Genomic DNA, 12,617 nt, shown 5'->3' on the forward strand with positions numbered 1-12,617 from the left:
TTATTGTTATTTTATGTGTATGTGTCAGCCCGCACCGCAACTCATGGTTTCGGTGGTAATCGTAGTGGTGGTTGTAGTGATGTTTGCTAGAACCATTTTTTTCGGGCTGATGTGGTACATAGTTTCCTGTCTGTCTTTTTGATTCGTTCGACCCTCTATTGGTTAAATTAAACTGTGGTCAATGTCAAATATTTTTTGTGGGGAAAGACGAAGAAAACGTCATTTTTCGTATCATAATTATTCAAAATATAACAAAATGGACAAATCATTATCTGGTTAATTGCGTTTTTTACTAGCATTTAATTTTATAAAAAACATATTTTGTAATTATTTAATCTTTATGATAAAAACACGTTTTCTGGATGTTTTAATGCTGAGTCAATTTCTTCAAGCACCTACGATATCTCAACATTAATTAACATATTTTAATCAAATTAATAACAAATGGTCTAAATTAAAATTAACAATTACAATTAATGTTAACGTGCTACAATTGGTTTTGATATGTATCAACAAAAGTTAGATTTTTTAGAAAGCAAAGGCATTACTAGCTGTTATATTGCTGTTAATAGATTAATATAGTGCCTTGTATAAATCGGGTTCTTTCAGATATGTATCCCATAAAAGCGACGCTGGCTTTTAGCATAAAACATATCAAAACGTTTATTTTGGGCATAAGCTGGTTTTCTGTGAATCAGAACAAGATTAGCATATTTTCTTTTAATAATAACAGTTTGTGTCATATAGATTCTGTTTTTTAGCGATTTTAGGTAGCAACCATGCAAACCCCGCACATTTTGATTGTTGAAGACGAAATTGTCACACGCAATACCCTTAAAAGCATTTTTGAAGCTGAAGGGTATGTCGTTTATGAAGCCACTGACGGTTCAGAAATGCATAACATTCTGTCAGATAACGGTATCAATTTAGTGATTATGGATATCAATCTGCCAGGTAAAAACGGGTTACTGCTTGCTCGTGAATTACGTGAGCAGGCAAATATTGCCTTGATGTTTTTAACAGGCCGTGACAATGAAGTGGACAAAATACTTGGTCTCGAAATCGGTGCTGACGACTACATAACCAAGCCATTCAACCCACGTGAGTTAACCATTCGTGCGCGGAATTTGCTTTCGCGGACAATGAATCTGAGCCATTCAGGTGAAGAACGTCGTCAGGTTGAAAGTTATAAGTTCAATGGATGGGAGCTGGATATCAATAGCCGCTCTTTGGTTAGCCCGATGGGAGATCAGTATAAACTGCCTCGCAGCGAATTCCGCGCGATGCTTCATTTTTGTGAGAACCCGGGAAAAATCCAGACTCGTGCGGAATTGTTGAAAAAAATGACTGGCCGTGAACTGAAGCCCCACGATCGTACTGTTGATGTTACTATTCGCCGGATTCGTAAACATTTTGAATCGATATTAGATACCCCGGAAATCATTGCGACCATCCATGGTGAAGGTTACCGTTTCTGTGGCGATTTAGAAGACTAAACTAATTAATGCCTTTTAGAGGTATGACTTTTTATAGATGCTAGCCTTATGAGTATATAGCTTGATGAACATATACTTTATAGCGATAGTACATCTGTCAAAAAGCCCTGATGTCATAAGACATACGGGGCTTTTTGGGTAGTGTTTGTTTAGTGAGTTATTCAGTTTTTCCACGGCATAATCGGCACAGCACTTAGTGCATTTTTAGGAGAACCATCAATTAATTTGTCAGAGTAAGTTAAGTAAATCAGTGAATTGCGTTTTGGGTCATAGAAGCGTACAACCTGTAATTTTTTGAACACCAAAGAAGTACGTTTCTGGAAGACGACTTGCCCTTTCTTGTTCTTGCTAGATTCCTTTACCTTATCTGCCAACTCAATCGGGCCAACTTGCTGGCAGGATATGGCTGCATCAGATGTATCTTCTGCCAATCCTATTCCTCCCTTGAATCCCCCGGTCTTAGCTCTGCTCAAATAACAGGTGACATTTTTAACGTCAGGATCATCAAAGGCTTCTACCACTATTTTGTTATCTGGGCCAAGAAGTTTGAACGCAGTGTCGACAGAACCGATCTCTTCAGCATGTAAAATCACAGGAGAAAAGAGTAAAGCCGCCGCTACCGCTACTTTCTTTATCGTTACCATATTTAGTCCATTATAATCAAATAAATACAGTGAAAATATCTATCATTTACATATAATGTAAATTAATAATTTCAATCAAGCCATTTTCACCGTGGATACATCTGTGGTGAAAGGCCATGGCATTATAGCTGAATATGCACTCAAGACGAGTGATTAATGATTTTTAAATCGATTTCGTTGACGATAAATTTAATTTAATACGCTAAAAAATAGACGATATTTCAAGCAAAAAGCTGTGGCATTGGTGCCAGATCGACACTCAACATGTCAGTAGTGATTTTCTATTATATTTCATGCTATTGACTTATTCACCAAGACAATGCTTGACATATTAGCAAGTCTACTATTAATTTATTCCAAGTCTAAACTTGGTTAATTTCACTGTTGTTTGTTTATAATATGAATGTCACGATCATCATGTCGAATGAAATCATTTCGGCATTCGTTAAATAAATATTAATTAGTGAATGTTATTAATCAATGAATTGAATAAGTATGCTGTCATAATACTCAGGAAAAAATGATGCTAAAGGATAAAAGTTGTACTAAGAGAATGGATGTCACAGCCAAAAATTAAGGAGAGTACTTTGAATATAAAACACGTAGAGTGCCTGAATGATAGGTAATCAGTAGCCTTGAAATCTATGTTTATTTTGGGGAAAAGTATAGGTATTGATTATCATTCAAACTACAATAGGTTTTTAGGGAAAAACTTTTTGTTTTTAAACTAATAAGTTGTTTTACATTTATATGATTTTCTTTTTGTCTTAATGACTTAGGGATATGTATGGATCAAACCAACATCATTCGAGACTTGCTGCATTGGGTAGATAATAATCTGGATCGTCCATTGTCCCTTGATAATGTTGCAGCAAAAGCAGGTTACTCTAAATGGCACTTACAGCGCATGTTCAAGGATGTAACAAATCAGGCAATAGGTTCTTATATCCGTGCGAGAAGATTATCCAGAGCCGCCGTTGCATTACGTTTAACCAGTCGTCCTATTTTGGACATTGCCTTGCAATATCGTTTTGATTCTCAGCAGACTTTTACCAGAGCTTTCAAAAAACAATTTGATCGCACGCCAGCGTCCTATCGCCGAAGTGAAGAGTGGTGTGCAAAGGGAATATGTCCTCCTATTTCGCTGGATAATAAACCCTTGCCAGAGCATAAATATGTCACATTGGAAGAGAGGCAGCTTATCGGTACTGAGCACACTTGTAGCTATATGCTCGAACAGTGGTCAGAAGCTTGCAAGAATATGCGCTATGGTTTTTGGATTAACTACTTACAGGATGCTGAGGTATTACCTCCGAGACTTTATGGATTACACCATACTGAGAGTAGTATGGTGCATGAAGATGAACAGACCGTGTTCTATACCACGGCCATAGAGCCAGAATATGCTACCTTTGATACTAAGGATAGTCATCCGGTTGTTTTGCCAGGGGGAGATTATATTTCATTCAGTTATTTCGGTGATAAAGAACAGTTACAAGAATTCCTCTTTACCGTTTATGGTGTCTGTCTACCTACACTAAATATCACTCGCAGAAAAGGATACGATGTCGAGCGATATTACCTCACTAACCTTGAATGGAAAAATCTTGGGGATGAGTCCCAAAATCATGTTGTTGAATTTGAGTATCTCATCCCAATTGAGCGTTAACCTTGTAATTCATCCAGAGCGGGTATATCCAGATGTGTGATATCGCCCGCAGTTTCAACTATCCAGCCTGAAGCAAGCCATGGGCTATCCTGATAGTCGACGCGTGAGATGGAGCAGTTCCTTAACCGCAAGCGGCGTTCGGAATTGGGAGGAAGGCCCAGAATAGAACAGATCAAACTGACGAGAGCCATTCCATGGCTTACCAACAGTGGGCGGCTGCCAGCAGGCAGATTGAGGCAATTTTCCAATGCGGCGCGCATACGGGCAGATACTTCATACATTGATTCACCTTCTGGGATCCGTCCATTTGGTGTACCATCGACAAGACTTTTACGCCAAGACTCTTCTTCTGGTGTGAGGGAGTTTAGTTCGCGATTTTCCAGAATGCCCATATGTAACTCTCGCAGGCGTGGTTCCAGTATGATGTCGCAGCCACAGGCTTTAGCGATGATCTCTGCTGTTTGGCGTGTCCGACCAAGGTCACTGGTGATAACATGGGTAATGTTTTCTGATTTGACTCTTTGCGCGACCAGGTGAGCTTGGCGCCGACCAATTTCAGTCAAAGGACTGTCAGATTGACCCTGAATACGACGAGCCACGTTCCATTCGGTTTCGCCATGACGAACAAGATAGACCTGTAACATAGTTATTTTCCGTTATACTGCATCATGAAATAATTCAAAGGATAATTTATTTATATGTACCACGTTATTGCAGCAACAACTAACCCTGCGAAGATAAAAGCGATTAGCCTTGCATTCGATGATGTTTTTGGTCCAGGCACTTACCACATAGAAGATGTTAATGTAGACAGCAGCGTACCGCAGCAACCTATTGGTAATACTGAAACCCGTACAGGTGCTCGTCATCGAGTTATGGCTGCTCGTCAAGTACGGCCAGAAGCTGACTTCTGGGTTGGGGTTGAAGCAGGCATCGAAGATGATATGACATTTGCCTGGATGGTCGTTGAGCATAAACAAATTCGGGGCGAATCGCGTTCCGCCAGCCTGATGTTGCCTGAAAAAGTCTTGGAAGGCATTCGTGAAGGACGCGAACTTGGTCATGAAATGGCAGGCGTAGCTGGCATCGATAATATTAAGCAGAAAGGTGGCGCGATCGGCTTTTTTACCAATGGTATTCTGACTCGTACCAGCGTTTATCAGCAAGCTCTGATACTGGCTCTTGTGCCTATCCATCATGAAATTTACAAAGAGTTGAATAACCAATCTTAACGGTACATCTACTTAACGATAACGGTATATGTAATACAATAAACGGTTGTTTGGGGGCACAATTCAATGGCCCCCCTGAGTGACTTCCACCGCTATTTTAAGTGGTTATTTTCAATCAGTTAATAACTGTGTTTCCAGCCATTTCTTAACATGAGCTGGTGCATTCTTTAAACTGTTGGAGCCACGCGTAATTGTTGCAATACCTACACCTAACTCATTTTTCAGTTCGCGTTGGCTCATTTGCCCACGCATCAACTCCTGAATGATTTTCACCCGAGTTGATAAAGCAGTTCGTTCATCAGGAGTCAATAATAACTGCAAAATAGAATGTTGCAAATTTTGTTCAAATGCTGTTTGTAACAGCTCGACAAAAGTGAGCCAGTCATCACCATCTTCTGGAGAAAGAGCCGGATCAATCAAATGATTTGGTGCCATAATTAATTGCCATACTATTTAACTAGTACGGCAGCATATCACATTTATTTGCTAAGTTAATAAAGTCTTTGCCATTCGTTATCAGTCAGCACGTTAGTCTCTTTGCCCATGCTCATAAAATGATGGTAGAACATATCATAGGCAAGAATGTTTTTGACGTAATTGCGTGTTTCTTTAAAAGGAATACTTTCAATAAAGGCGATTGGATCAATATTCCCAGAGGTATTAGCTAACCAGCGCTCAACATTTGTAGGACCAGCATTGTAAGCAGCACTGGCAAGAATGCGGTTATGACCAAAACGCTGATAGAGTGAGTCCAGGTAAGCCGTACCAATTTTAATGTTCGTAATAGGGTTCATTAATTGACTGCTGCTGACATAATCCTGAATTTTATTACTCTTTACCGTATGTTCGGCGGTTTTTGGCATGATCTGCATTAACCCGCTGGCTCCTTTGGCAGAACGGGCTTGTGGATTCCATGCACTTTCCTGACGGGCAATTGCCATTGCATAACTCTGTGAAATACTTTTATCTGATGTGAAGTGTGCAAATTCATTTTTCCACGCCAGCGGAAAACGTTCTTCGAGGTGATTCCACATTTTTCCCGTAGTAATAGTTGCTTGTACACTGAGTGCAGGCCAGTGATGTTCAAGTGCATAGCGAGCTAATTGTTCTTGTTTTACGGGATGTTGTGAAGAAACCAAGCGAATCCATTCTGAACTAGCCAAATTATCCATCTTCCAATACAGTAACTCTCGGATGCGTTTAATTTCCGGCATATTGGCAATCGAGCTATCGGGTTTCTCTGCTTTATTAATGTGTAGAGGATAGAAGATCTTTAGTTTCTGGGCTGCTGCCATAGGGTAAAAACCACGTTGCTCGATTAAATTATGTAATATGGTATTGCATTCCATGATTTTCCCTTGACTAAGCAGAATCATGGCACTCCAATATTGCCACTCGTCTTTTTGCAATGCTGTTTGAGGGAGCAAAGCCAGCCACCGTTCAAGCTCAGGATAATTTGTATACAGTAATGTCAAACGAACACGTCGCTCAAGTAATGCAATAGAATCTGAATTTCGAATAGTATCATCCCGCCATTTTGCCTGCTCTTGCGTGACGTTTCCCATCAATTGCCATGCGACGATATCTTTTAATTGCTGTTGCTGGGCATTATTCATTTTTTGCGAGTGGACAAGTTTTGGAATACTTTCTATAGCACTCTCAGTATTTATACGGGCAAATCGGGGAAAGATTAACATGATAACCGAGAGGGTAAAGTCGGTTGGTTTTGTAGTCGTGGCGAATTGTTCAATAAATGCGGGGTTATGTTGCAGCTTTATCAAATTTACACCCAGCCCCTGATAACTCAATGGCAAGCGCTTGGCAAGATAGGTAACCTGTGTGGTGTTATTGTTGTTCATTGCGAACTGGATACGTTGCAAAATTAAATTTGCAGAGAGCTGTCCCGCTTGTTCCCAAGCACTGAATAATTTATTGCAGCTATCAGGCAATGTCTTGCTGTCCAGCCAAATTTTTTGGGCTCCTTTCCAAGCGACTTGTTGGTGTCCTGTTGCCCATTGTGCAAAATAATAATTACAGCGTTCTGTAACTGCATTTGGAGGATTGGGACTGAATGCCAAAATTCCGCTCCAGTCACCATTGTTGGCCAGTCTATTAATAAATTGAGAGGACAATAAATTCACTGATGGTAGAGTGGGGTGAGTATTAATAAACAGCTGTACTTGCTGGGGAGTCGCGGTTGCCAAATCCCGAGAAAATTGACGATATTCGAGATAAGGATACAGAGGATAATCTTTCAGTGTTGGCATCAAGCGTTCCACTTCCTCCATATTTTTTGTATCCCATGCCCGTTTTATTTCTTGATACCGCTGACGTTGGGCATCCAGAGAATCAGCATGTGCCACTCCGGCGAAAATAGAAACCGTACTTACAGCCATTACATAATGCTGCCACTTACTCATTGCCACATATTCCTCCAGAAGATGACTATCAACGCCGAATGTACAGCGCACAGATGTATTGGATCAGTGTATTGTCAAAATGTAATGTAATTATAACCAGATTATTGATGTACGTTATTACAATTAGAGAGCACTAATCGGAAAACATCGGCAAGATGTTATTTGATAAGAGAAACGGCAATCCTGTTTGTTTTCCATTCTGGAGTGAATACAATCAACACGCTGGAACGGTGATACTGTCCATAACGATACTGTCTACGACGGTGCTATCTATCAACAGACGTTCCACTCAGATGATCTTTACCGTTTGCGGCCACGGAATGCTTAAATTTAACTCTAATTAGATGGCGATATGATACGTAAAAACACGATACGTAAAATTTAGGGTAAAATACGCTATTCAAGTCCTATAAACGCAAACGATTTTGAAAATTTCCTGATTAATTAAAAGGTAAAATACATTGGCTCAATATGTTTATAGTATGCATCGGGTGGGTAAAATTGTGCCCCCGAAAAGGCATATTCTGAAAAATATTTCTCTGAGTTTTTTCCCTGGAGCAAAAATTGGTGTTCTCGGCCTGAATGGTGCGGGTAAATCTACCTTACTGCGCATTATGGCGGGTATTGATAAAGATATTGAGGGAGAAGCTCGCCCACAACCGGGCATTAAAATCGGTTATCTACCGCAGGAACCTAAACTCAACCCTGAACATACTGTTCGCGAAGCAGTGGAAGAAGCTGTCAGCGAAGTCAAAAATGCCCTGACTCGCCTTGATGAAGTCTATGCTGCTTATGCTGATCCGGATGCGGATTTCGATAAACTCGCAAAGGAGCAAGGAGAACTGGAAGCGATCATCCAGTCTCATGACGGACACAATCTGGAAAACCAGCTTGAGCGAGCGGCTGATGCTCTGCGTCTGCCAGCATGGGATGCCAAGATTGAAAACCTGTCCGGTGGTGAACGTCGTCGTGTAGCAATTTGTCGTCTGTTGCTGGAAAAACCAGACATGCTGTTGCTCGATGAACCGACTAACCACCTTGACGCTGAATCTGTCGCATGGTTGGAGCGCTTCCTGCACGATTATGAAGGTACTGTGGTTGCGATTACCCACGACCGCTATTTCCTTGATAACGTTGCTGGTTGGATCTTGGAGCTTGACCGTGGTGAAGGTATTCCATGGGAAGGTAACTACTCCTCATGGCTGGAACAAAAAGATGCTCGTCTGGCTCAGGAAGCTGCATCAGAAGCGGCTCGTCGTAAATCGATTGAGAAAGAGCTCGAGTGGGTTCGCCAAAATCCGAAAGGCCGGCAGGCAAAAGGCAAGGCACGTCTTGCTCGCTTTGAAGAACTTAATAACGTTGAGTACCAGAAGCGTAATGAAACTAGTGAATTGTTCATTCCACCTGGTCCTCGTTTGGGTGACAAGGTGTTGGAAGTCACCAATCTGACCAAGTCTTACGGTGATCGTGTTCTGATCGACAATTTGAGCTTCTCTCTGCCGAAAGGAGCGATCGTTGGGATCATCGGCCCGAACGGTGCGGGTAAATCAACTCTGTTCCGTATGTTATCCGGTCAAGAACAAGCGGATACTGGTTCGATTACCTTGGGTGAAACGGTTAAATTGGCGTCGGTTGATCAGTTCCGCGATAGCATGGATGACAGTAAAACTGTTTGGGAAGAAGTTTCTGGCGGACAAGACATCATGCGCATTGGTAACTTTGAAATTCCAAGCCGTGCCTATGTTGGTCGCTTTAACTTCAAAGGCGTAGATCAAGGCAAGCGTGTTGGCGAATTGTCTGGTGGTGAGCGTGGTCGTTTGCATTTGTCCAAACTGCTGCAAGTTGGTGGCAATATGCTGCTGCTTGACGAACCAACCAACGATTTGGACATTGAAACTCTGCGTGCCTTGGAAAATGCCCTATTGGAGTTCCCAGGTTGTGCGATGGTTATTTCCCATGACCGTTGGTTCCTTGACCGTATCGCAACACACATCATTGATTATCAGGATGAAGGTAAAGTCTCCTTCTTTGAAGGTAACTTTAGCGAATACGAAGATTACAAGAAGCGAACTATGGGTGCTGAAGCTCTGGAGCCTCACCGCATTAAATATAAAAAGATTAGCAAGTAAATTGATGCATAGAAAAAACGGCCTGAAATCAGGCCGTTTTTTATTGATAGTCAGTAACTTATGATAGTTACTAACTAATTTATCGCCATTACTGCACTAAAACTCGTTGTTGCATAACAGACTCATAAGTCTTAACTGCCTTTCCCCTTGCTAAAGTGATAACGCTATCTGCGTGTTGCATAAGGCGTTTATCTTGGGTGGCGATGACAACTGTACCTTTTTGTTCATGTGCAATAAATTTACAGATATTAATGAACGTCTGAAATGCCTGATGATCTAAATTGCATGTTGGGTCATCTGCAAATAAATATTCAGGTCTTCTGACGATGGCTTTTGCCATTGCAGCCAACTGTTTCTCGTTTTCAGACAGTTCTCCTGGATAATAACGGCTTTTATCGCCTAATTTCACAACATCTAACGATTTCTGCGCAATTTTTTCTGCTCGTTCGCGAGAAAGAGATAATCCATAAGACGTTGATAATAACAAGTTATCTAATAGCGTTAGTTCACTAAATAAGTTGAAATCTTGGAAAATAAATCCACTATTTTCATTATGAAACTTTCCTAATTCTACATCATTCATTAGTTTCAGTTTGTTATTATTAATTAATACATCTCCTTGATCTGGTTGTAACATACCCGATGCAATCGACAATATTGTACGATTAGTCGATGCCTTCGGCCCTGTTATCAAAGTAATTTCACCTGGTATAATAGAAAATGTGATATCTGAAATCATTTCATGATTAACTGTAGCACCAGTTGAACCATATGAAATATTGATAACCTCAATCGATTTAAATTGATTTAAGTTCATATTCTCAACACAATTAGGTTAAAAGATTAAAGCTTTTTCCTTAACATATGCTGTCTAGATTTATTCATAATAGTAATAACACTAATGTCCTTGTGGTATTGTACGAATAAAAATAGTCTATATGTGAAACATCTTCACCAAGGATATACTCATCTTATGTCAATTATTATTTACAATGACTATCTAATAAATGAGATGTTTCTTAGTCTTAGAATAAAAAAATCAAGAATATTAATCAATTATGATTAATGTAATGATTAAACCAAATAAAAATAGCATAAATACTTCTATTTTTATTCCTCTTTGATAATAAGGAAAAAAGTTATTTTATATTTCGTTAATGTTTTAATGTTTCCTTGCATTACCTCCATTATTGATAAAAACACTTAGGGTATTTGTGGGATTGTTAATAACTAATAAATTTTATATAAATAAATCAATAGGTCTGTTCATTAAATGACTTATTTCCCTGTAATTCAAGTCAAAACAGTAAAATTAAAGTATCAAAAAATATTATTATCACAATTTATTTTATTACCATTGTAAAAATAACTAAAGTTAACATTTGATTTAGTGTTAAAATGGAACTAATACAAGGTGATAAAGGTTACAGTGAATAATAAGTCACTATCAATTCATTGTGATAATAATATAAGTGTAATCTATTTTATATATAAAAGTTAGTTACTCCATTAACATTTGTTGAACTAGTTCAACACAGCGTAGAAAACGTTGATCATAATCCGGTGAGTTGACACAGACATACTCGATATTATTTTTTTTCAACAAACTCTCAAGTAAATGTTGAAATTCTTTGCGATCACGGTCACTGCCTAAACTTCTTAAACCATCTGCAATCCAAGGTGTATTGTTTTCTAAAAAAATAACTAAATCAAAGCGATACTCATCAATCATCGCTTGAACAAAAGGGTGCTCTTTTCCTTCATAGCGCTTGCAAAACGCCTGTGTTGTCACGAAATCAGTGTCAATAAAAGCAACTTTATTAGCATATTTAACTGAAAAATCAATATATTGAGCATGACCTAATGCAATTTTATCGTAATCTGAGTATTGCAAGGCCATTTCGTCTCCCCCTAAATGGGAAAATACGTATTCTCGACCGTATTCCCATGCGCTGGTCGTGTTAAACATATTGGCTAGTTTATTGACTAAGGTTGATTTTCCGCTTGATTCACCGCCAAGAATGGCCACTGTGCGTACAAAGAATGGCTTTACTTCTGTAGGGATATATTCCCAATAACGGAAAGGAGCCTGGCGAATTTGGCTGCCGCTAATATTCATGAATGAGCGTTGTGGGTCGATAAGCACGGTTTCAATGCCGAAATATTCTTTATATAGAGGAACATCCTGTAATTCGCTGGAATAGATATATTCAGGATTGACGCCTTTTGCAGCCAGAAACGACTTAACGCCTTTGCTCCATGATTCCCAGCCATTTGGATAAGGCTCCATTCCTTGCTCATCAAATGCATGAATATGAATATTCTTCTGATACTTGAATGTTTGCAGTAACCATCTCAGACGGTCACTTACCGTAGGCTGCTGAGACATCGAGCTGTTCATGAATAACTCATGATCACGCACTTCGTCGTAACAAAGAACAACATGTAATTCATCAACTTGACTGGATGCTCTTTGAATCAAATAAATGTGTCCGGTATGTAATGGGTAAAATTTACCAAACACAACTCCGATTGTTTTCTTTTCCATGGGATACGCCAATCCTAGATATTGATGAAGAGACGCCAGTTTCTGTGCGCTAGGGCTCTTTATCTTGTCGTTAATAAGTTGACTTAAGTAACCTTTTGTCATGCCGCTGGCATCAGCAACTTTCTGTAATGTGTAACCTGCCTGTTTGATCGCTTCTTTTAAGTAGTCAAATTGTCCCATAAAACCCCCTTTGTGTTTAGTATATTAAACAAAATAGCATGCTTTTGTGAAAGGTAAAAAGAAAAATGGTTGTTTATTGATGCTTTGGGATTAAATACTGTGATCTTAAATACAGTAAGTATTTAAAATCGTATAATCAAATATATACGTAAAATAAGATAACTGAATGCTAAATTTGTAGTTTAATTATAAAATAAATGGCAATGGATTTTGTTCAATTTTTATTGAATATATTGATTTTACTTTATTCGTTGTATAAATATTTTCATAACCATTCTTGTTTTAAATTCCACCAATAT

10 protein-coding genes and 1 other annotated feature (1 of these 11 running past the window's edge) are annotated in these 12,617 nt (G+C 39.2%); of the genes, 4 read left to right on the top strand and 6 right to left on the bottom strand.

All coding sequences use genetic code 11. From position 1 onward, the window contains the following. Positions 1-83: a sequence feature (Thr leader region), on the bottom strand (it extends 33 nt beyond the left edge of the window). A gap of 696 nt (positions 84-779) precedes the next feature. Continuing rightward, complete coding sequence (gene arcA, locus Xvie_RS00555) at positions 780-1,496, top strand: two-component system response regulator ArcA (protein ID WP_086107461.1); 717 nt, start codon at positions 780-782, stop codon at positions 1,494-1,496. Positions 1,497-1,657: 161 nt separating this feature from the next. Here arcA and creA read toward each other — a convergent pair whose 3' ends face one another. Then, on the bottom strand, positions 1,658-2,140 hold the full coding sequence (creA, locus tag Xvie_RS00560) for a protein CreA (RefSeq protein ID WP_086107462.1): 483 nt from the start codon (positions 2,138-2,140) through the stop codon (positions 1,658-1,660). 787 nt (positions 2,141-2,927) lie between these two features. Between creA and robA the strand changes: the two genes are divergently transcribed. Then, on the top strand, positions 2,928-3,809 hold the full coding sequence (gene robA / locus Xvie_RS00565) for an MDR efflux pump AcrAB transcriptional activator RobA (protein WP_086107463.1): 882 nt from the start codon (positions 2,928-2,930) through the stop codon (positions 3,807-3,809). Here the strand turns inward: robA and gpmB are convergent. Next, positions 3,806-4,453 carry a 2,3-diphosphoglycerate-dependent phosphoglycerate mutase GpmB gene (gene gpmB, locus Xvie_RS00570; protein ID WP_086107464.1) on the bottom strand — a complete coding sequence of 216 codons (648 nt, stop codon included), beginning with the start codon at positions 4,451-4,453 and terminating at the stop codon, positions 3,806-3,808. The two genes, robA and gpmB, sit on opposite strands and share 4 nt — an antisense overlap. A 54-nt stretch (positions 4,454-4,507) precedes the next feature. Between gpmB and yjjX the strand changes: the two genes are divergently transcribed. After that, positions 4,508-5,041, top strand: coding sequence for an inosine/xanthosine triphosphatase (yjjX, locus tag Xvie_RS00575; protein ID WP_086107465.1), 534 nt, complete (start codon positions 4,508-4,510; stop codon positions 5,039-5,041). A gap of 111 nt (positions 5,042-5,152) precedes the next feature. Here yjjX and trpR read toward each other — a convergent pair whose 3' ends face one another. Next, entirely contained in the window at positions 5,153-5,476 is a 324-nt protein-coding gene (trpR, locus tag Xvie_RS00580) for a trp operon repressor (protein ID WP_086107466.1), read from the bottom strand. Between the two features lie 56 nt (positions 5,477-5,532). Further along, on the bottom strand, positions 5,533-7,461 hold the full coding sequence (gene sltY / locus Xvie_RS00585) for a murein transglycosylase (RefSeq protein WP_086107467.1): 1,929 nt from the start codon (positions 7,459-7,461) through the stop codon (positions 5,533-5,535). Positions 7,462-7,922: 461 nt separating this feature from the next. Between sltY and ettA the strand changes: the two genes are divergently transcribed. After that, entirely contained in the window at positions 7,923-9,590 is a 1,668-nt protein-coding gene (gene ettA / locus Xvie_RS00590; RefSeq protein WP_086107468.1) for an energy-dependent translational throttle protein EttA, read from the top strand. An 88-nt stretch (positions 9,591-9,678) separates the two neighbouring features. Here the strand turns inward: ettA and Xvie_RS00595 are convergent, their stop codons facing one another. Both Xvie_RS00595 and nadR read right to left on the bottom strand, forming a co-directional pair. Then, positions 9,679-10,407, bottom strand: coding sequence for an ATP-binding cassette domain-containing protein (locus Xvie_RS00595; RefSeq protein ID WP_086107469.1), 729 nt, complete (start codon positions 10,405-10,407; stop codon positions 9,679-9,681). A gap of 684 nt (positions 10,408-11,091) precedes the next feature. Beyond that, positions 11,092-12,318: a multifunctional transcriptional regulator/nicotinamide-nucleotide adenylyltransferase/ribosylnicotinamide kinase NadR gene (gene nadR, locus Xvie_RS00600; protein WP_086107470.1), complete on the bottom strand. Its 1,227-nt coding sequence runs from the start codon at positions 12,316-12,318 to the stop codon at positions 11,092-11,094. Positions 12,319-12,617: the final 299 nt, after the last annotated feature.

The organism is Xenorhabdus vietnamensis (assembly GCF_002127535.1).
Lineage (GTDB): Bacteria > Pseudomonadota > Gammaproteobacteria > Enterobacterales > Enterobacteriaceae > Xenorhabdus > Xenorhabdus vietnamensis.